Genomic DNA, 22,432 nt, shown 5'->3' on the forward strand with positions numbered 1-22,432 from the left:
GATGGAATTAGACCAGAACATGGTTACTTGCTACATCACTTTGTTTATCAAGTGCTGCAGCCAAAAAAGTCGTTAAGATTTATTCAACAAGAATGCAGATAGAAGAAGGTTTTAGAGATGTAAAAACGGGTCTAAAAATGAATGACGGTGGCTCAAGGAAGTCAAACAGACTAAGCGTACTTTTGCTCATCGCTTGCTTATCTCAATTTATACTTTACCTGTTTGGTTTAGCTGTCAAAGCGGCAAATAAGCACAGGCAATATCAAGCTAATTCAATAAAACACCGAAACGTTCTCTCAAACCAATTTATAGGCTTAAGAGCTTACAAAGATAAGAGTTTGAAATTGATGAAATCACATTGGCAATTAGGGATTAAGATGCTGCAGGATTTAGTCAAAGAACCGCAAGCATCCTATTAAATTCGTGGGGATCCTTCAGACTCTGACCCCATATATATTTTGTATATTCTGTATATATTCTGGATATATTCTGGAACTCTTTTTTGGAGAGAGTTCATGAGATTAAAATTAGAGTTGGCCAACTTCTATTGTCCACTTACCCTATTTGAGGGAGATAAAGGACCTCGGTTAATAAATTGACAATGGAAAATGATTACAGCTACTTGATATTTTGATACGAGCCCGCGTAAAAAACATCTCATCGGTAATTTGCAACGACTATATCAGTTATACGATCAATTTCTATTTCATTGAAGTCAAAAAGAGATTCGCCAGCCAAAACAAAGTTTTCATTTTGTGCGCACTCTACTGAACCTTGGCCACCTCCTTCCGGCTTTAGCAAGTATCTAACGAATATCTCTCCATTTCGGTCAATATTTGGCGTCACCTTCTTTATACCGTTTAGTCTTTCTCGCAGATCTTCCTGATTACAAGCTTGACGTAGAACATCTATATTTGTCAGCTGTCCATAAAATAAAGATTTGCTTCCATTTAAATCAACGATCTCCACTACATCTTGAAAAAGGCTTACAGCCTTATAAGGATTCAACAGGCTAGCTTCCTTACCTTTATAAAAATTCGCAACATAATCAGCACTGCTTGCTAAACGATCCTTTATTTGTTTAGGCGAAATCTCTCCCGGTGATAGAGCCTGTATCACCGCAGAAACAAATGTTACGACGCCAGCCGACATTGAAGAGCCATGCTCTGATACACGTGCTCCTTTATGATCTACAACCTTTAGGTTGCAGCCTGTTGCATAAAGGTCAACATTTGTACCGAAATTTGTGAATTTCGCTGCATCGTAAATGTGGTTCAGTGCACCGACAGTTATAACATTGGTTGTGTTACTATAACCACCAAAACGTGCAGGATAACGGTTTTCGATCAATACATCGTTACTTCGGTTTCCAGCAGCGCTGACAAACAATACGTCGCTCTTGTTTGGAATTTGGTGGAGAGCGAGATCCGTGGAAAGGCTCATGTTCACAATACTGGCGTTTCTTCCACTGAGATAATCAATGGCCGTCAATAAACTGCTTGCATCCTGTAGTCCTCCACCTCTTCGGCCAAAATTTACAACAACAAGTTCAACAAAAAGTTTTGAGTTAGGGTCCTCTACATAATCAGTTCCACCGATAATTAGAGATGCTACATTTGTGCCATGTGCTCGCTTGCGGTAATCTGCCCATGGGAAGGGACTAATCCGGTTGGGCTCTCTCTCAAAGTTAATCCCTAGAATGTCATCTTTAAACTGATTCCAATCATCATCAAAATTCTCTTTGGCAAAAGGACTTTTTTCACTTAAATTAATGGCAAAATGATGGGGTTTAAAAAAGGATTCATCACGCAAAGCTAAGCCTGAATCAATTATGCCAACACGCGTCTTGGTCGGTGTAATACCCTTTGATTCAAGGATGGAAATTTGTTTATCAATAACGGCCATGTACTTTATTTGACCAAATGGTGCAACAGCGTCAAGCATTCCACATCCACCATCACTCTCTACAGCCTCTAAAGAAACAAGGTCAACCATTTTGATTTCGCTAGCCCTAGAAGAAAGTCTAAGTGATTCAATATCTGGATATGAAGAGTTGGACACCACATTTTCTATCTTGTCACTGTTAAGAGGCACGACTAGACGTTCCGCAACTCCAACTTCATAGTTTTTCGGGAGCCTTTCGGCAATCAGGAGCTGCGGTGGCAAGGTATTCTTTAATGGTCGAAAGAGCCTTTGTGGAGACGCGTAGGCCATCTTAAATCTATCTCCAGGTCTGATACTCCTTGATATTTGTTCTACCTTGCCGTCGGATATGGTTTGCTCTTCAAATCCTCCCATTGACGAAATTTGATGCCTAATTGTCTTTTTGCCAAAGACACCGGTACGTGTCTTTAGGATTTCGGACACCGTGTCTCCCTTGCCGACAACAACTTCTTCTCGAAGTTTTACTGAAGAGCAAAATGGAACCGCTACGGCTAGTCCTTTTCGGACAACAGCTTGTTCATTCTTGAACCCGTTCAAGTGAATGGTCTGCTCTACAAATTTCTGATTAACTTTTGGGGATAGTGTTCCACATGTTTCTTGAATTAGCTCTGAAATACTCGAGTTTTTCTCTTGAATAACCCAAATTGGTTTAGAAGAACGTGCCAAGTCTAACTTGAGTTCATCTGATTCCTCTGGAAATCCCCTGACTAGAAAGACTTCAGGCTCTGCCGTGGCTGGCAGAACCATTAACATCAGAAAAATAATTGAGGCCTTAGAAAATATTAGAAGCACTGCCGATAGCCTGAAGTGTTAAACCTTTATTGGCCCCCCCCCCAACTGAGCAACCACCATGGGTATGAACGGCGACAATCACACCATCTTTATTTCGAACTCCTGAGCCACTAGAACCCCCATGTGTATCAATATTTCCATAGAACGCATCATTACCAATAACTCCTTGAAGGCTTCCTGATTCAATTTTCTTGGGGTCACCCTGAGGGTGTTGGATTATAGTCAGGCTCTCGCCTCTTTGAAGTTCCCTTGGAACAATCTGAGCGTAGAACTTCCTATAGTTAGAGTCACCTTTAGCAAATCCACCAAGCTTAACTACCGCGTAATCTAATCCACCATTGTTAAATCCGTACTCTACAAGCGAATCTATCGAGAACTGCGCGGGGATCCTGAGAGTTCCAGCTTCAGGATTAAGTTGATAGTTTAGATTTACCCACATTAATTTTGCATTTGCCTCTGGTGATAAGGCTGCACCATCGATTGTTGGCGTAAACCACCCACGAGATTTTGACTCAAAGCAGTGAGCTGCGGTTAAGACATAATCTTGCACTAGGCCAGACTCATCAGTGGACTGAAATAGAGTGCCAGAACACCATCGCTCGTTGGAGATATTGCCTGCATCTCCATCCCCACCAAGCACGGTTCTGATATCTGCTCGCTCTTTCCACTGGAACTGCACTGTCGATTTTTCATGGGTACCAACGTAGTTTTGTGTTACTCCCAAGCTTCCATCGTATTTTTCTACATGCTGAAGGTCATCAACCATTCCACAAACCGACTCTAAATCAACTCCCGGCGGAAGTGGCAAAGCTGGTCTCTCGTCCACTGCGGGCGCAGTGAACATTTCCTCAGATTGTAAACATCCGCTGAAAATAACCGCATTGATCGATACTAAAGCACCAAGTAACTCCCTCTTGAAAAACCTTTTCCCCAAAGTTTTTTTTAAGCTGAAGACATCTTTCATTTAATCATCCTCCTCTGGATCGATTTTTTCTGCCGCAGCCTCCGCTAGAATTTCTCCAATATCCTCTTTTGCACTGCTGAAAACACTGGCTATCGCCTTAAGGAACTTTGGTGCGGATCCAACTTCAGCTACTGTCGCAGTTATTTCCACGGGACTATCAACCTCTATTTCCCGCATATACGTATCTACCGCTAAGTTGGAACAATAAATGAGGGGCTTGTCATCTTGTTTTGAGCAATGTGTAGGATACGAATAGAAATATTTTGATGCTGTACTCCTCTCCGGTGAAAGTGTCAGATTTGATTTAAGGACTAAACTCTCAACTAAATGTCCAAAGCCATCTTTTGCGGTCGTCTTAATAGATATAGAAAGTGCCACGCCATACTTTCCATCCGTAGACTTTTCTTTTGTCGCGGAGTCTGACATCAAAACACGAACTGGGCGAATTAGCGTTACACCTTTTTCTTTAGACATCGCAAAGAGAGCATCGAATTTAATTTTTATGCTGTTTTTTTCGTTACTGTTATTATCGTTGCTTTGGATACGGACAGCTCGAACTAATCGCCAGCACTTAGTCTTTTGAAAGTGCCCAACATAGTTAGCCTTGTATTCGGCACTATATTCTTTTAATTCCTTTTGAATCGATTTGTCTAAGGCTTCAACTCCCAATTTAATTCCTGCTCCTACTAAAGCGGAAATTACAGCTGCCCCGACACCCTCAGGTTCCATTTTCGGTGCGTCTTCAAAGCCACATTCTGATGAGATAAGCGTCTTTTCCTGGTAGGTCATCTCAGTGGTTTCTAGAAAGCTGTGAGCTTCTTGCCAATTTTTCACGGGATATAAGCGAGTAAATGTGAGACCTTGGGGCGGGTCATTAATTACAGCAGTAGTAGATGAGCAACTGCAAAGAAAGAATAAACATAGAAGAATTAGATATCGCATTTTTTTTCCTTATAGAAATAGTACAAAAAAACACTTATTTCGCACGCATCCCTAGTGACCATAGGAAATCTAAGCGGACCCTATTCTCAAATCTTTGGTCAGATGTAGATATTTTACCTCGTTCAATAGGTAGGAAACTCGCCAGCGGCCAAGCGGACTTTCGATGGCAAGTCATGCAGTTTGATGTCATCCCCATGGGAAAACGGGCCTCTAGGTAGGGATTTATGACGGCGTTGGCCGAACCCTCATATTCGCGAGGTATATCGGAGTCGAAGGCGACATCCATGAGATAATTTCTCCATACTCCTCGTAGATTCTGGGTTTTATTCAATGCATAGGGACCAAAATCGGCTTTATCATGCCACCAGAAAGTACCCCAGACCCAATCACGAATTTCCTTGGTGGTGACATGCATAGCAATTAAAATCATGTGGTCGCCGGGGCTCGAGTTTCTAATAAGGTTATGGTTAGTAAGCTCGACTGAATAGAAACTAGTCAAGGGAACAACTTTTCTGCCTTGATCCAATATACCCCGCTGGATGGTTTCACCGGTGGTATCAACTACTACCGATCTAGGCCACGTACCTATATCGTTTCCTGATTGATCAGGTCTGCTTGGATTGAAATCCCAAACTGGGATGGGAGTTCGGCCATTAGCTGCAACATGCAGCCAAACGGTCTTTAGTACTACTGACTCGCGTGGAAAATCAGGAATATCTCTATTGTCTAGTGAAACTGCTTGCTGCGTTAAACTTCGATTAATTTCGTCTAATGTAGCTGCAAGATATAGCTTTTGACTGCGTACAAAATCGTGTGCCTCTTGGTTAAACAATACCGTTGCAAATTGGGATTGCCCTGGTGCTTCTGGAACAGCACTACTTGGTAAATCGACAAACTGAAGTGGTCGTTCAAAATTCTTCACCTTTGGTGGAGCAAGTACTTCTGATTCGCTTGGTCTGAATACATGATCAGCAGATAACCAAGTTTCCCACAAAGGGCCGCCCGAAGGAGCCTCTTCGTTGATCGACGCCCAAAGATTCCATAGGTGTTCTCGTTGAGAGTGAACATCTTGTGCTTCTCTCAGAAACTCCAAGTGAACTTCCTTAACTGGAAAGTTAGCTCCTGAAGCAATAGGAGTATACGAATCCTGAGCATTTACAGATATGCAGGTTGAAAGGGTGAGGAGGAAAACAATTCTTTTTTTCATTTTGCGGACATCCTTGTGAATTGGGATTATTTTATTCCCTCAATCAGCTTAGACCACGATGAGTATAGTGCAACTGATAAAGTTAAATATTGCTTTTAATAAGTTGTAATAACATGGCCACCCATTCCAAGTGGCTAAATTATCAACACTGTACTAGGCTTTGGTTATTGCTTAATAATCGGTGATAGATGATGGCCAGACCAAGGGAAACACTCGTGAGCTTAGAAGATACGCCTTACTACCACTGCTGTTCTAGAGTGGTGCGTAAAGCCTTTCTATGTGGTTTTGATGCAAGTTCTGGTAATAACTATGAGCATCGCCGCGAGTGGGTTGATTCTAGGATATTAGAGCTTGCGACGATTTTTGCTATTGATATTTGTGCCTATGCAGTGATGAGTAATCATTTACATGTGGTGCTAAAAGTGGATATTGATACCGCCAAAAACTGGTCTGATAAAGAAGTGCTTATCCAATGGCATAAAGGCTTTAAAGGCACATTGCTGACCAATAAGTTTGTTAAAGATGAAACACTTAATGAATTTGAGTTACAGGCTGTGAATGACTGTATCACTCAATATCGCCTACGCTTGACTGACATCAGCTGGTTTATGCGCTCACTGTGTGAACCTATTGCCCGAATGGCCAATAAAGAAGATAACTGCACTGGTCGATTTTGGGAGGGGCGCTTTAAATCCCAAGCATTATTAGATGAAGCTGCAGTACTTGCGTGCATGGCCTATGTGGACTTAAACCCTATCCGCGCCAAGATGGCTACAGCCCCTGAAAGCTCCGATTACACCAGCATTCAGCGCCGGATCAACTCAGCCATGAAAGGTGAGCAACCCGCGGAGTTACTGCCTTTTGTGGGCAATGAACGTTTGGATATGCCTAATGGTTTGATGTTTAGCGTCAAAGATTACATTGTGCTGGTTGAAGATACAGGGCGGATTATTCGTGATGACAAACGCGGTGCCATAAGCGCGAGTAGCCAGGATATTCTCAATAGATTGAATATTCCTGCTGAAAACTGGTTAAAAATCACTACTGAGTTTGGTGCATTATTTAAAGGAGCTGTAGGGGCGTTACCTGCATTAACTGAATATTGTGAACATCTAGAGCGCAAGCGGCGACAAGGTGCAGCTAACTGTCAGCGCTGGTTGTGCGCTTAATAAATCATTTCTTAATTTAAAATAACAGCATTTCCCACTTGATTGATATCAAGCTTTTCAGCTGTGTTGAATTTAGTTTATGAGTTAATTTTGGCGATTAATGATGAAATATTCAGTCCTTTGGCAAGAATCATCCCATTAGTAAATGATTGTTGGTGTTAGCAACTCAAAATGAAAGGCGTTATGTTATAACTTCAAAATAATGGGTGGCATGCTTTATTCTTGCAAAATTAGTTGTGACTCCATTTATGCTGGCCCCACTTGTTTGTAATTAAATACCCTTCGCCGCACATTGTAATTTTTTTGTTAAATGGCTAGTATTGCCACCTGATAATTTGTCATCATGACGAATGGATGAACTTGAAGTAAAAGGATTTTATTATGTTAATCAGAACTGTCTGTATTTTTGTCACATTTTTACTTGTGGCATGCGGAGGGGGTGGGGACTCTGAGAGTTCTCCTGCGACTCCAACCATTCCGACTATTACTAACCATATACAAGGCAGATGGTTACTAAAAATTCCAGATACTGAATGTATTGAAACATTTATTTTCAATGATGACCTTTCGTCGAAAATAATATCTAGTCAACAAGTCACAACCGCTATTTATCAATTTCAATCTCAAGTTAACTCTGGGACAAAACACCCTTTAACAATTAATTTTACCCATTCAAACTTATTGCCAGATTGCGAGGGCAATACCCAAGATCTTGCAGGAAATAGCCTTTCCGTCTTTGTAGACTTTAATGATGAGTTCGAAATGGAGTGGTATGAAGATGCTGAACATAGTGCTCCGTTAGTTACATTTATTAAAGAGCCTGAAATTACACTTTCTCAGCTTCCTGAAATAGTAAGCTATGGTGAAGTTATGAGGGTTAAAGTCGAAACGACTCCCGATTTAGGTGTACTACCCGAGCTGCTTTACGGCCCCAATGGCATGACAATTTCTGCTGACGGCACTCTCAACTGGGAGGCTCATTCAATTGCCTTTTCAGCAGAACAAGAAATCAAGTTTTCACTTACAATTCCTAATTACGGAGTGACTAAGCAATTCTCAATAAAACAAAAGTCTGACGCCGCATTAAATGTCTACTCAGAATTATCAACTTCTGGCAAAGAAAGGGATATTTCAATAGCTAATTTTTTGTCTTTAAATAAAAAACAAATCTTGATACTTAAGAATAATAAACAAATTGCACTATTGGACAAAAATGGTGAAGAGTATACACAACAGTGGTCTTATCCTTATCATCTAGATGCCTTAAAGCTCAGTCACTATGATTTTGAAGGTGATCGGCTTAATCATATAGTGGTAATGAATAGTGACCAAATTTTATCTATCGACCCAAATACAAACAAAAAAAGTGTCATTGTCGAAATAGAAAAATTTGAAGAGTCTCATATCCTAAGAGACAAGAAATTTGTCGACTTTTCAATTGCAGATTTAAATGATGATGGTCATGCCGAAATAGTTTTAATCATAGCTTGCAAAGATTGTGGCAACACACCTAATCACGACTTATGGGTGTGGGATACAGGATCAAACTCGATAAGCTCACTTTATGATCTGAATTCTCAGCCATCCGAGGTACAAATCGGTAGTATTATCGACAAGAATTTAAAGCATATTTTGTTAGATGATGGCTTAGTATTTGATAATGAACTCAAAAAATTAAATTGGTTACATGCTGACTCTGAAAATACATTATTCACTTTAGCTGATATTGATGGCAATGAAATAGAAGAAATTATTTCATACAACAAGCAAGAGCAATCCATTGAAATGCTAAAATATGGAGAAAGCTCACCTATTACTCATTTAGCCATAGAAGAAGATATCTGCAGTCTGCATGTAACACCTCTAAAAAGCATTGTTACTGGACCATGTTCAAGTTACGGCGGGAATATGAACTCCTATTCAAGTGAGAAATTAGAGCTTCAATGGAGTGAGTTATCGAACCACACAAACAATATTATTTCAGCAGTTACTGAAAACTCAGGTGAAGTTGAGCTCTTGAGATCAGGTAATAGTTCAATTAGCTCATTTAAATTAACTCCATACCCAGAAGTTGTATGGGGCTTAAATTATTCTACTGCTAGTACAAACTACCATACCGCAGGGAATATCGTAGAAGGTGGAAGCTTTAAAGCACTGTTTTATTCTCCTCAACACAATTGGAACCTATACAGTGTTTCTGAAAATGGTCAAAAAGAAAAAAATAACCTTTACAAGTTAGAGAACGGAATAAATGGTTCCATCCATGCAATTGACATTTTTGATGCCAATTTAGACGGTGTTAATGAAGTGATAATTAATACTAAATATGAAGAAGGTTTTACTCTGTTTGCACAAGAGCTAGCATCCGAAGTTTTACTCTGGGAGAAGTCGTTTAGCCAAAACTCTGAAAGATATGTAAGCTCAGTAGAAATGGAACATGCTGATATTAACAACGATGGTTATAATGATTTAATTGTTGTTAACAGTGAACAACTCTATGTAGAAGACTTAGTAAATCAAACTGTACTCTGGGATTATAAACCTACAGAAGTGTCCACCATTTTAGATGCTGACTTTTCTAGAAATAAAGAAGGAACCTTGATTGCAGTTGTAGCAATAGAAAAACGTGATTCGAACTACCACCTCTTCAATTCAACAGAACAATTCAAGTTTATAGATGGAGCATTCGTACCGGCAAGTACAGCATCACTTTTATGTAGTAAAATAGTGCTGATTAATCAAGCGACTAATATAGCTTGTTTATCTTCCCATGGCTCACCATATGGTAATAGTACCGAACTGTTAATACTTGATAACTCGCTAACTCAAATCAATTCCTTTTTCATAGATGGTGAGGTGAGTAATATCTTACAACCTCAGGATTCAGATAATTTACTAATAAGTAGTTGTGATAGCGGAGAAACAGGTTTAAGTAATAACCCCAATTGTACGTTATCAATGCGCTCTGTTAATTCAGGAGATATCATTTGGCAAACACCAAGGTTGTTAGGTGCAATAACAACAAATTCAATTGAATACATGCCTTCTAAAGATGGCTCAAAACCGCGCCTTAGCTTCGCGACAAAAAATGCTATGTATATGGTTGAGCTATAGTCTCTATAATTTACAAACCCGAAAGCTCACTCATCTTTTAAGTAAAGCGAACCATCAAGGCTCGCTAACTTGTCTGATGAACAACTGGGAAAGTAATTTTTGTTTTCAGCCCCTAAACCACCTACTTCAGTAGGTGGTTATAATCTAAGTTAACTTTCCCCTTCATTTTCACAATTCTAAATTCATATCGATATTTGTTTTACTGATAGAATCAATAATAACATTGCCGCTCACTCCAAGAGTCAATACTAGGGTTAGGTTTCCATTTTTATAAATAACATGGCCCCAATTGTTCCTGGATCAGCTTATAGATCCAGGTTATTTTTGTGGTGACCCTGAGCGGGAGTTGTTAAGTGGTTACTGTATATAAAACTAAATGCAATGGTTATTTACAAGCTACCTTATGTGATCGTCATAATGGACAGAAGGCCATAAGGTTTGAATATAAACCTAAATAAGTGGTTCTGTCGGAATAAACGTAAAGTTCCACTTCTTTTTGTTCAGCAAATCTAAATACAAAAAAGCCTGAAGGTTTGCTTCAGGCTTTTTGGTGTCAGTTATCGCGAGTTTAAATAATTAACATGGCCACCCACTCCAAGTGGCTGAATATCTAACGATCTCCTTTGCTTTCAATCAGTGGGTGCCGTTAAGGTGAGCGTAGGCTTAATCTCATCCCCCAACTTGAACATTCAAAAAAGCCCTAATCTTTGCAAGATCAGGGCTTATTGATTGAGTGACTACATAAACACAGAGCCAGTATTAACGCTAAAGATTAACCTGCTTTAGCTTGGATCCTGTATGCATGTAGTAAAGGCTCTGTATAACCAGAAGGTTGCGATTTACCTTTAAATATAAGGTCGCAAGCCGCTTTAAAGGCTATGCCGTCAAAATTAGGGGCCATATTAATGTACAGTGGATCGCCTGCATTTTGAGCATCTACCACTGCAGCCATTTTTTTCAGTGCCGCCATCACTTCTTCTGCACTGCATAAGCCATGTTCAAGCCAATTAGCTAAGTATTGCGACGAGATCCGCAAAGTCGCTCTGTCTTCCATTAAACCTACATTATTAATATCAGGTACTTTCGAGCAACCGACGCCTTGGTCAATCCAGCGCACCACATAGCCCAGTATACCCTGAGCATTATTTTCTAGCTCAAAGGTAATTTGTTGCTGGGTTAATGTTGTCGTGTCATCAAGCAATGGAATCGTCAACAAGTCATCGATGCTAGCACGCTTACGATGCTTAAGTTGCTGTTGAACTTCCGCCACATTTATTTGATGATAATGGATAGAATGCAGTACGGCACCATTGGGCGATGGTACCCAAGCCGTGTTTGCCCCCGCTTTTGGGTGAGCCACTTTTTGTTCTAGCATGGCTGCCATTTCATCTGGCATCGGCCACATACCCTTACCAATCTGAGAGCGACCTTGTAAGCCACATTCAAGTCCAATATCGACATTCCAGTCTTCATAAGCCTTAATCCATTTTTGCTGCTTCATCACAGATTTGGGGACAAAGGCGCCCGCTAACATTGAGGTATGGAGTTCGTCACCGGTACGGTCAAGAAAGCCGGTATTAATAAAGACAACGCGCTGTTGCGCGACCCTGATACACTCTTTTAAGTTGAGTGTGGTTCTGCGCTCTTCATCCATAATGCCGACTTTAATGGTATTACGGGGGAGGTTGAGTGCATCTTCTATCTTGGTAAATAAGTCACAAGTAAATTGCACTTCTTCTGGGCCATGCATTTTAGGTTTGACAATATTCACCGATCCTTTGCGGCTATTACTGCGACCATTATTGTTACCTTTAAGGTCATGCATAGCGGCAAGCACAGTGATCATGCCATCCAATATTCCTTCTGGTACTTCATTGCCATGTTTATCTAGTACGGCATCAATCGTCATCAAGTGGCCAACATTACGTACAAAGAGTAAGCTTCTGCCGGGTAACGTTACGGTGTTAGCGTCTGTACTAGCATTAACATTAGCAGCGGTATAAACCCTATCATCATTAAGCTCTCTAAGGATTTGTTTACCATTTTTAGTCAGTGAGGCAGCTAAGTTACCTTGCATCAAACCTAACCAATTGCGATAAACTTCAACTTTGTCTTCAGCATCAACCGCCGCAACAGAGTCTTCGCAATCCATAATGGTGGTAACAGCGGCTTCAACTAACAAGTCTTTTACGCCAGCACTATCGCTGCTGCCGATAACACTGTCTGGATCAATTTGGATCTCAATATGCAAACCATTATTAACCAGCAAAATCGCACTCGGCGCCTCTGCACTACCTTGGTAACCGACACACTTTTGTGCTTGGGTTAAGCTTGTGATTGTGCCATCAGTTAACTGCATACGTAGTTGGCCTGCATCAATATAATACCGCGTTACATCAGCATGGCTGCCTTGCACTAATGGGGCTGCGGTATCTAAGTGATGTTTTGCAAATGCGATAACTTTATTGCCCCTTATGGGGTTGTATTGTTTGGTCAGCTCGGCGCCGTCTTGTTGTGATATGGCATCAGTACCATATAGCGCATCATATAAACTGCCCCAACGTGCATTGGCGGCGTTAAGGGCAAAACGTGCATTTTTTACTGGCACAACTAATTGTGGCCCAGCTTGCGCTGCAATTTCATGATCGACATTTTCAGTGCTAATTTGAAAATCGTCACCCTCAGGTACTAGGTAGCCGATTTCGGATAGAAAAGCTTTGTACTGGTCTGGGTTAGCGTCTTTAGCAGGGTGCTTTGTATGCCATTGATCAATTTGTTGCTGCAATTGCTGCCTTTTCTCTAACAAGGCCACATTAATGGGAGCAAATTCGGAAATGATGTCCTCAAATTTTGCCCAAAAAGTTGCTGAGTCAATGCCTGTACCTGGACAAATGTCACTATCGACCAGTTGCCACAATGCTTGTGCTACTTGTAATCCACCTACTTGAATACGTGCTGTCATGTTTATCCCTACCTTTAATTCCTGTGCGCTGAACTTAAAAACCACTCAAATCTATTATTAATCGTTAATTCGCAGCAAGACTTTACTCTATATCAAATTAAGCTTATTTATCCAATTTATACTTGTTATCACCAATATTCATCAAATCTATGGTAAATCACCCTTTTTTGGTTAATTTGCAACGTATCAGTAATTAAAAATCAAAATAACAACAAGATTAAACGTCGCCTCTATTTATTTCATCTGCCGTTTTAGTGATTAATTGGCGCATCCATTGATGTGCTGGATTATGTTGAAGCAAGGGGCTCCAAGCCATAGTTAATGCAATGGGTGGAATAATAAATGGCGGCGGAACAATACTCACCCGATCATTATTGTTGTGATGACGAGCCATCTTACTTGGTATGGTTGCGATCAAATCCTGTTGCTCAGCCAACAAACACGCGGCTTGGTAATGGCGAGTAAAAACCGTGATTTGCCGTTTTACGCCAATTCGAGTTAATGCTTCATCCACCCAACCTAAGCGCTGAACATCAGCAGGATCCATCCCTACACCAACGCCCATTCCGGTTTTACTCACCCACACGTGTTTGGCTTGCAAATAACTGTCTAAAGAAAACTTGTGTAAAACTGGATTCGTCTTACTAATCAAGCAGCTGAAGTCGTCATTCCACAAAACTTTCTGGTGAAATGATTGCGGAATAGTGTCGAATCGATTGATCACCATATCGACTCTTCCTTGTTCTACATCAGGGAAACTGACATCACTTGGGGTCATGATGTCTAAAATAATGTTGGGTGCTTGAGTCCGAAGTTTTGCAATTAGCGGAGGTAGTAAGGTCGCTTCAGCATAATCACTAGCCATGACTCGAAAGACTTTGTCACTTTCTTGTGGGTCAAATTTGGCGCGAGGCTGTACGGCTTTTTCTAGCCCGATAATCAAGGTACTGATTATGGGTTGCAACTCTTTAGCACGTTCTGTCGGCGTCATGCCCTGACTGGTGCGAATAAGTAAGGGATCATCAAACAAGGTTCTTAAGCGTTTTAGGCCGTTACTCATTGCAGGCTGGCTAATACCAAGTTGGTCAGCTGCTTTAGTTACATTTCTTTCACGTAGCAAAACATCTAAATAAACAAGGAGGTTCAAGTCGATACGAGATACATTCATAAGATGAATACCGAAAATAGTAAGTATAAATTAGACTTATTTAACCAAATCTAACTATTATTTTCAACGTAATCATTTGCCGCTAATCAATTTGTTAAAGGAATATACACATGACTAACTACAGAAGTAATATCGATGAAGCTGCTACCTTGATTAATTCAGAAGGTAGTGCATGGAATGCCATCAACCCAGAATCAGTCGCTCGTATGCGTCTACAGAACCGTTTCCAAACTGGGTTAGACATCGCAAAGTACACTGCTAAGATTATGCGTGAAGACATGGATAACTACGATAAAGATTCATCGCAGTACACTCAGTCTCTAGGTTGCTGGCATGGTTTTATTGGCCAACAAAAAATGATCTCTATTAAAAAGCATCTTTTAACCACCAAACGTCGTTACTTATACCTTTCAGGTTGGATGGTTGCAGCACTGCGCAGTGAGTTTGGCCCATTACCTGACCAATCTATGCATGAAAAGACCTCTGTCGCTGCGTTAATTAAAGAGCTGTACACTTTTCTGCGTCAAGCTGACGCACGTGAATTGGGTGGCCTGTTCAGCCAATTAGATAATGCCAGCGAGTCAGAAAAAGCGGCGATTCAAGACAAAATTAATAACTTCGAAACCCATGTTGTACCGATTATTGCTGATATTGACGCAGGTTTTGGTAACGAAGAAGCCACTTACTTGATGGCAAAGCAGATGATTGAAGCCGGTGCTTGTTGTATTCAATTAGAAAACCAAGTGTCTGATGTTAAACAGTGTGGCCACCAAGACGGTAAAGTGACCGTGCCCCATGTTGAATTTCTAGCGAAAATTAATGCGGTTCGTTATGCCTTTTTAGAATTGGGTATTGATGACGGTGTGATTGTTGCCCGTACCGATTCACTAGGTGCTGGTCTAACACAAAAAATTGCCGTAACCAATGAAGCTGGTGACTTAGGTGATAAATACAATAGTTTCCTTGAAGTGGAAGCGGTTGATGCAGCAACACTTAAAAATGGCGATGTGGTATTCCAACAAGGTGGAAAGTTGGTAAAACCTGCTCGTCTACCCAATGGCTTATTTAAGTTCCGTGCGGGTACGGGTGAAGAGCGTTGTGTACTTGATTGTATTACTTCACTGCAAAATGGTGCTGACTTACTGTGGATTGAAACTGAAAAGCCTCATGTATCTCAAATCGGCGGCATGGTTAACGAAATCCGTAAAGTAATACCAAACGCAAAGCTTGTGTATAACAACTCACCATCGTTTAACTGGACACTTAACTTCCGTCAGCAAGTATTTGATTCAATGCAAGCAGCAGGACAAGATGTTTCAGCTTACAACCGCGATCAATTGATGAGTGTTGATTACGATACAACTGAGCTTGCTATTCAAGCTGATGAAAAAATTCGTACTTTCCAAGCTGATGCTGCACGTGAAGCGGGTATTTTCCATCACCTTATCACGCTACCAACGTATCATACCGCAGCACTATCAACTGATAACTTGGCTAAAGAGTACTTCGGTGACCAAGGCATGTTGGGTTATGTTGCTAATGTTCAACGTAAGGAAATCCGTCAAGGTATTGCCTGTGTTAAACACCAAAACATGGCAGGTTCTGATATGGGTGATGCACATAAAGAGTACTTCTCTGGTGACCAAGCGCTTAAAGCGTCAGGTAAAGACAACACAATGAACCAGTTTTAACGACTCGTTTTACAAACGATAGCAAGTGTTAAACTGGCTATCGTTTACACCAAAAAGCCTGAAGTATCGCTTCAGGCTTTTTTTATATTTTAATTTCCCGAACTAAATCACTTGGGTCAGTCTCTGAAAATAACATGGGCAGCCATGATTAATGGCTTGTTGCCGTTTCAGGGCTTAAGGCAATGTATTTATTTCTGCCACTGTTTTTCGCCATGTAACATGCATCATCTGCTCGTTGAATAAGTTTGTTAATATCTTCGTTTTTATCCCACTGGGTAATGCCGATTGAAAGGGTATTTACTCTGTCCAGTGATGCAATTTTGAGCGCTCTGCAATTTTCTAGGATACGGTTAGCTAATGTGAACGAATCAGTTAACGATTGCCCTGTAAGGACAACGACAAACTCTTCTCCTCCAAAGCGAGAAATAACATCTTCAAGCCTAAGGGTCTTTTTAAGCATACTTGCTATCGCCACAAGTAGTTTATCTCCGATATTATGCCCCCAATTATCATTAACCGATTTGAAAAAATCTAAATCAATAAAGAACAGGGTTATCTCCATGTTTTGTCGTTTGGCTAACGACAACCTGGGATTCATGATGTCAAAAAATGCTCGTCGGTTTAGCAAGGATGTCAGCGGGTCTTCACGTGCGATTTTTTCTATGTCTTTGTGGGCTTTAATAAGTTGCCGTTTTTCGCGACGAAGCTGAAAATTGAGTTGCGCCATTAGATTACTAAGACTGCTAATTTCTTCAATTAGCTTTTCATCTTTTAGCTCCAATATTTCAGCAATACAATAGAACGAGGACTCCATTTTACGAAACGAACATAAAAGCCCTTTACCTTTTGTGGTTTTAAGTAGTTGCGGATCTGAGTCAAGGTCTATTATTTGTGTCACTCGAGGGGCACCGACAAAAAATTCATGCCAATTGTTTGTTTCAGATAGAAAAATAGCAAACAGTATGCGAAAGCCCCGGTTGTAACTGATTAATGTGCCATCGTAAGCAAACTCAGCGATAGCCAATACGTGCGAATTTTCTGCGATATCTATTGCAAGTTCACTGGGGATATTCATTAAGCTAACCAGGTGTTGAGCTTTTGAATCGCTTCTTTGTAATCGCTGGTGATGAAATCGGCTTTAAGCACTTCTTGCGGTTCATGGAAAAAAGACAGCGCTTGACCGCCTACAATGGTTTTAATATTTGGGTATAAGGCGTCGATTTCTTGGAGGAGCTCTCGAGCCCTTTTGATATTGTAAGGCATGGTAACGCTGATGATTACGGCTTTAGGTGACTCATTTGTAATATAATCAAGAATGGCGTCTTTAGGTGCGTCGGCACCAAGATAGGTTGTATCCCATTCATTTGCTTCTAACGCTGTGGCAACCATCCATGAGCCAATTTGGTGTTGTTCAGATGCCGCGCAAGTTACCAATATCTTTGGTTTAGTTATTTCTGGAAGGTCTAGGTGCATTAGCAGCCCAGTGAGCACACGATTGGTAATGGCTGTGGCTAAATGTTCGGTGGATACTGATACGTCACCATTTTGCCAAAGCAAACCTATTTGATAGAGAGCGGGCTGAGCCTCATTATTAAAAAAACGCTCAAAGTCTTCCCATGTAGTGACTTTATTGAATGCATAGCTGTAGGCGTTACGGTGATCACCTGTAATAATATAGTGGAGAAAGGGGTTATCCATTGCAATAAACTCTTCTTCTCGGTTGCCTTTTATTAGGCTACAGCACTCATCATGGGCCCTAAGCATCCAATCGTATATTTGCACTAATTGTGCAGCCTCAATTGGTGGAATTGTCTTTAAAATCAATTGCTGCCATTTTTCTAGTTCTTCTTTAAAGTAGAGAAATGGCACCCCTTGAGAATGATAAGCCTGATAGACCCAGGGAAGTGCTTTCACTAAAGCGGTTCCATCACGGGATTCAATAACCTGGGAGATAAACCCAAGGTGGTTGCGGTGATTATTGATTAATAAGTCCAGCGAATTGCCATTTAAAAAACGACTTTGCTCGGGCTTTGAAATCCAGCGATTAATTTCTACCAGCATTTCTTCACCGAATTGACAATATGCATTAATGGCATTGTCAGTCACTGTGGCAAGTAGTGTATTGAGTTTTTGGCTATCCATAGTTAGTCCTCAATTGAACAGATACAAATTGAACTTATGCGCGAGGTTAAAAGTCGACAAAACCTAATGCTATTATAGTCATAATAAAGCTCATTGCTGGTTATCATTAAAGCAAAAGTAGTAAAAAATTAGGCAAGTTTAAGTGATGACTGTGCCTTTGTTTGAAATGCGTTGATGAGATAACTGAGGGCCTTTAGCGCCGCAAGTCGGTGTTGGTAAATGCTTCGACTTAGCAAGCACCTTGCTGACTTATAGGCTAACACTTGACCTTTAACCATTACTGCTAATTTACAGTTATCCCCCCATATTTAATTCAACAATAACTGATATTATTGGTTTTTTTCAATATTTAATTGTGGTTTATGTGATTTTTTAGAGTCAATATAAGCGCTTATGGCTAAGCCATTTGTTACTGGCGCTTGACGCTGAAAGCTTGCCTTATGGCGGCTATTAACACCATAGGGCAAGATTTTATCGCTGAGGACTATTTATTTAGCACAAATTGATCAATTTGATTTTGGGCTAAGGCTTGATCCATGGTGCCCTTTAGCAGTTTGTACATCAAAATCGAGGCATCAATCTCAGTTTTACGGTTAGTTAAACTTTCAATATTCAGCCCTAATGGAATATTAAGCGGTATAACCGCGGCTAAAATTTTCAGCAGGTTACTGTGATTAATCTTAATTGACTCATACAGAGGATCTTCTGCCGACAAAATACGCTGGCTGGTAGCTTCGGGTACCGACACACCTAACCAGTTGATAAATTCCAGAGTTTTAGCACTGCCGCAAGGTGAAAATGTCAGGATGATGCGATTAGGCTTGATATTGTTTAACGCACATTCTTTGGCGTAGCTGGTTAACATATCAATGGTTGCTTGGGCGTTATACACCGCCTGAGTGATGTAGTATTCACAGCCTTGGTTTGATTTACCTAACAGGCGAATATGTTCATTTTTTTTACTTAAATGGCGCTCTGCAATGGCCACGCCACCAAGGTAGAATGCTTGAGAGTGCGCCGCTAATACGCGGTAAGCGTCATTTAATGGTAATGAACTTGCAACCTGAGTCGATGGGGATCCCACTAATACCAAGTCTCTGACATTATTTTGATACCAAGCGCGGGACAACCACTCACTAAAGCCCTGTTCATCAAGACCGGCAACGCTCTTATAAGCAATAACTGGCTTGCCTGACTTTTGATTGATTAGCTGAGCGTAAGTACCAGAATCATGAGTGGCTTTAAAGGGAAAAGGCCTTGGGGTATCAATGCGGCTGGTTTCATCCTGAATATCGTAGATGATCAAACCATCAAAGTTTATCTCATCAAGGCGAGCTAACAATTTATCAGCGATAATACTGACCGATTCAAAATCAGTATCGATTTTTGGTGGGGTTGTACCAATAAAATAGATCCCACGGTGATGATCGGATGAACGCTGTTTTAATGATTTTTTCATGTTTAGCCGTCTAGATGGATGTTATCTCCATTGTGTCTTAAATTTTGACCCTTGTTAAGGCCGAAAAAGGGTATTTTTTGAAATAATTAATAACCACTTAAATTAGTCGGCGATAAGTTTTAACTCAGATGATTTTATCTGTCTGTGGGTTTGAATATAGAGCAAGCGGAGTCACATTTTCCCTATTAGTTGTGGTTAATGTACTTGGCTGAGGAGGTGACTTTATTGAGTTATCGCTGCGCCGTTTAATGCCGCAATTCTGGCATCGGTTGATAAATTGATGAATTTAGGTGCGGCAGTAACCGCTAGAATGGCAAGAATAATGATAACGACTACGAGCTCAATTAAGGTAAAACCCTTATTATGGTTAAGCGCCATGGCTCAAAAATCCATTTATTCAGTTTATTATTTGGCAGCGATGTTATTTCAAATGGGCTGCTACCCCTACTTATCTACTTGAATAAAAGGTTTTTTATTTATAAGAGTTTAGTATTTTTGACCTCCCTTTAATTAGCCTGTGACATAGTGTCGCAGTTTGTTGGTTTTAAGTTGAAACCTGTTCTGGTTAATTTATAAATGTCCGCACAAATATTATAGGTTTGTCATAGGACTGTTTATGCACCGCTCTAAATTGATGATTTCTATCGCTGTCGCTTTAGGTTTTTTACCCACTTCCTTCGTTCAAGCCACTGAGGCTAATCCCACAGACACTCAGGCTGTTGAAACCACCCAAGAAAAAAAACACAAGCAGCACTGCGATAATAAAAGCTGTGATGACTACCTTGTGGTGACAGGGGAGTTAATGCGCGATCCTGCCAAAGTTGTCACCGATCCCAAAAAGCCCAGATTACCGCTGCCCGCTTATGACGGTGCAGGTTACTTAAAAACCATCCCCGGTTTTAGTATCGCCAGAAAAGGCGGCGCAGGTGGCGACCCTTCTTTAAGAGGCATGGGCGGTTCACGCATCAGTATTGTTGATGATGGCCAGCATGTTTATGGCACCTGTGGCGGACGTATGGATCCGCCAACAGCTTATATTTATCCAGAAGCCTATGATGCCATTACAGTGATTAAAGGCCCACAAACAGTAAAATATGGCCCAGTAGGTTCCGCAGGGACGGTATTATTTGAAAAAGATCGCCATAGCTTTAGTGAGAAAAGCCTTGAAGGTCGCGCCAGCGTAACCGGTGGCAGTTTTGGCCGTGAAGATTACTTAGTCGAAATAAAAGCAGGTACTGAAACCCATTACATTGATTTTGATGCTAATAAGTCTAAAAGCGATCATTATCAAGACGGTGATGGTACCACCATTCAATCCCTTTATGACCGTAATAATTACAATTTTGCTTTAGGTTGGACCCCCGACGAGTCAACCGTGCTTGAGCTTGCTTATGGCAGCTCAAGCGGTGAGGCTGAGTACGCTGACAGAACCAATAAAGCTCGTGTGATCGATAATGAAAATGTCACCTTTCTGCTGCAAAAGGATGTTGATTTTTACTGGCTGAATAATATTGATTTTCAGTTATATAGTAATGAAAACGATCACGTTATGGATCAGTTTGACCGCGGCGTAAATGCAGGCACTAATGTCAGACGAAAAACCGCAGGTGGTCATTTATGGTTTGATATTTCAGCCAATGAAAAATGGGAAACCATTGTCGGGCTTGACTATATGGACAGTAAGCACAAAGGACGCAGCATCAATCAAGCAGAAGATAATGGCCTAGATGATTTATTAGCAAAACCCTTTATGCAGGACATGGCTTATATCAATACCGGCTTATTTGTTGAATCAAGTTATCAGCTTAACCAAGGTAAAATCTTGACGGGGCTAAGAATGGATCAATGGCAAACCAGTTTATATGTGGCCCAGCAAGGCAGCCGTGATGATGACTTATTCAGTGGCTTTGTTCGCTACGAGTTTGAGACTGATAAAAGCCAATATTATATTGGCGGCGGCCATGCCCAACGTATTCCTGACTATTGGGAGTTCATGAAGGCAGACAATAATGATTTGTCACTTAAGGCATTTGATTTAGATGCTGAAAAAACCACCCAGCTTGATGTTGGCTGGATTTATCAAGACGATATTGAAATATCCACGGCGTTTTATTACGGCAAAGTGGCAGACTACATCTTAATTGATGCTAATACTGCCAAGACCGCAGCTTACAATATTGATGCAACGATTTGGGGCGGCGAATTAGGCCTGCTATATCCATTTACTGATCAATGGTCGGCGCAAACCACCGTCAGTTATAGCCATGGTGAGAATGACACTGACAATACACCACTAGGGCAAATATCCCCTTTAGAGGGTCGTATTTCAGTGAATTATGAAGCTGAAAATTGGACCGCTGGGTTATTTTGGCGGATGGTTGCGGCGCAAGATAGAGTCGCAATTGGTCAAGGTAATATCTCAGGACAAGATCTGGCTGAAAGCAGTGGTTTTGGCACATTGGCCATCAATGGCTCTTGGAAGCATGATGATATTTTAGTGAGTTTTGGTATTGAGAACTTATTTGATATTACCTATGCCGAACATGTTAGTCGCTCTGGAGCGGGTAATGACATTCCTGGTAGTTCACCACTATTTCAAGTTAATGAGCCGGGTCGAACCGCTTGGGTAAAACTTGATTACAATTTTTAATAAAAACCGGCAGGCTTGTTACATTTAATAAGCCTGCATCATTGCCCACTTTGGGTGAAACCTCTGCTTTAATGCCTGATACAGCCGCCGACAAACTTGTCCCTAGCTGCAATACATTGCTTTTATTCACATAACCTATGTAAAGCTATGCAAAGTTACCCTTTGGCAGTTTTCTTTATAAAGTGATCTAATTAAAATCAATCACGTAACATCTAAATAATATTAAAT

The 22,432-nt window shown here is 40.8% G+C and carries 13 protein-coding genes and 2 pseudogenes; 5 read left to right on the forward strand and 10 right to left on the reverse strand.

Annotated elements, in window-relative coordinates:
* Window positions 1-20: 20 nt before the first annotated feature.
* A pseudogene (locus BCU91_RS09080) lies at window positions 21-419 on the forward strand (transposase); the annotation flags it as partial.
* Window positions 420-657: 238 nt separating this feature from the next.
* On the opposite strand, the gene BCU91_RS09085 reads toward BCU91_RS09080, so the two are convergent.
* The 4 genes from BCU91_RS09085 to BCU91_RS09100 are packed head-to-tail and all read right to left on the reverse strand — an operon-like array spanning window position 658 to window position 5,849.
* Window positions 658-2,736 (reverse strand): S8 family serine peptidase, encoded by a 2,079-nt coding sequence (locus tag BCU91_RS09085; protein ID WP_102531327.1) that lies wholly within the window; start codon window positions 2,734-2,736, stop codon window positions 658-660.
* The gene (locus BCU91_RS09090) at window positions 2,717-3,700 is read right to left on the reverse strand and encodes a serine protease (RefSeq protein ID WP_102531328.1); all 984 of its coding nucleotides are present in this window, start codon (window positions 3,698-3,700) and stop codon (window positions 2,717-2,719) included. Before BCU91_RS09090 ends, BCU91_RS09085 begins: the two co-directional genes overlap by 20 nt.
* Window positions 3,701-4,642, reverse strand: a complete 942-nt coding sequence (locus tag BCU91_RS09095) for a hypothetical protein (RefSeq protein ID WP_102531329.1) — start codon at window positions 4,640-4,642, stop codon at window positions 3,701-3,703.
* A 34-nt stretch (window positions 4,643-4,676) separates the two neighbouring features.
* Window positions 4,677-5,849 (reverse strand): hypothetical protein, encoded by a 1,173-nt coding sequence (locus BCU91_RS09100; protein WP_102531330.1) that lies wholly within the window; start codon window positions 5,847-5,849, stop codon window positions 4,677-4,679.
* 191 nt (window positions 5,850-6,040) lie between these two features.
* On the opposite strand from BCU91_RS09100, the gene BCU91_RS09105 reads away from it, so the two are divergent.
* Window positions 6,041-7,018, forward strand: a complete 978-nt coding sequence (locus BCU91_RS09105) for a transposase (protein ID WP_198590456.1) — start codon at window positions 6,041-6,043, stop codon at window positions 7,016-7,018.
* A gap of 381 nt (window positions 7,019-7,399) precedes the next feature.
* Window positions 7,400-10,132 carry a hypothetical protein gene (locus tag BCU91_RS09110; protein ID WP_102531332.1) on the forward strand — a complete coding sequence of 911 codons (2,733 nt, stop codon included), beginning with the start codon at window positions 7,400-7,402 and terminating at the stop codon, window positions 10,130-10,132.
* Window positions 10,133-10,904: 772 nt separating this feature from the next.
* Here BCU91_RS09110 and BCU91_RS09115 read toward each other — a convergent pair.
* Together BCU91_RS09115 and BCU91_RS09120 are read right to left on the reverse strand one after the other, a co-directional pair.
* Window positions 10,905-13,094, reverse strand: a complete 2,190-nt coding sequence (locus BCU91_RS09115) for a malate synthase G (RefSeq protein WP_102531333.1) — start codon at window positions 13,092-13,094, stop codon at window positions 10,905-10,907.
* A 217-nt stretch (window positions 13,095-13,311) separates the two neighbouring features.
* Window positions 13,312-14,262 (reverse strand): LysR family transcriptional regulator, encoded by a 951-nt coding sequence (locus tag BCU91_RS09120; protein ID WP_102435682.1) that lies wholly within the window; start codon window positions 14,260-14,262, stop codon window positions 13,312-13,314.
* A gap of 110 nt (window positions 14,263-14,372) precedes the next feature.
* Here BCU91_RS09120 and BCU91_RS09125 point away from each other — a divergent pair, with 110 nt between their 5' ends.
* Window positions 14,373-15,953, forward strand: coding sequence for an isocitrate lyase (locus BCU91_RS09125; protein WP_102476664.1), 1,581 nt, complete (start codon window positions 14,373-14,375; stop codon window positions 15,951-15,953).
* A gap of 148 nt (window positions 15,954-16,101) precedes the next feature.
* Here the strand turns inward: BCU91_RS09125 and BCU91_RS09130 are convergent, their stop codons facing one another.
* The 4 genes and pseudogenes from BCU91_RS09130 to BCU91_RS09145 form a co-directional block, all read right to left on the reverse strand.
* Entirely contained in the window at window positions 16,102-17,028 is a 927-nt protein-coding gene (locus BCU91_RS09130; RefSeq protein ID WP_102531334.1) for a GGDEF domain-containing protein, read from the reverse strand.
* Complete coding sequence (locus BCU91_RS09135) at window positions 17,028-18,095, reverse strand: cobalamin B12-binding domain-containing protein (protein ID WP_102435676.1); 1,068 nt, start codon at window positions 18,093-18,095, stop codon at window positions 17,028-17,030. The genes BCU91_RS09130 and BCU91_RS09135 overlap by 1 nt, the downstream gene beginning before the upstream one ends.
* A 484-nt stretch (window positions 18,096-18,579) precedes the next feature.
* On the reverse strand, window positions 18,580-19,554 hold the full coding sequence (locus tag BCU91_RS09140) for a hypothetical protein (RefSeq protein WP_102435674.1): 975 nt from the start codon (window positions 19,552-19,554) through the stop codon (window positions 18,580-18,582).
* A 240-nt stretch (window positions 19,555-19,794) separates the two neighbouring features.
* A pseudogene (locus BCU91_RS09145) lies at window positions 19,795-19,932 on the reverse strand (prepilin-type N-terminal cleavage/methylation domain-containing protein); the annotation flags it as partial.
* Window positions 19,933-20,170: 238 nt separating this feature from the next.
* Here BCU91_RS09145 and BCU91_RS09150 point away from each other — a divergent pair.
* On the forward strand, window positions 20,171-22,204 hold the full coding sequence (locus BCU91_RS09150) for a TonB-dependent copper receptor (RefSeq protein WP_241904057.1): 2,034 nt from the start codon (window positions 20,171-20,173) through the stop codon (window positions 22,202-22,204).
* Window positions 22,205-22,432 lie beyond the last annotated feature (228 nt).

Source organism: Shewanella sp. 10N.286.52.B9, from assembly GCF_002873635.1.
Lineage (GTDB): Bacteria > Pseudomonadota > Gammaproteobacteria > Enterobacterales > Shewanellaceae > Shewanella.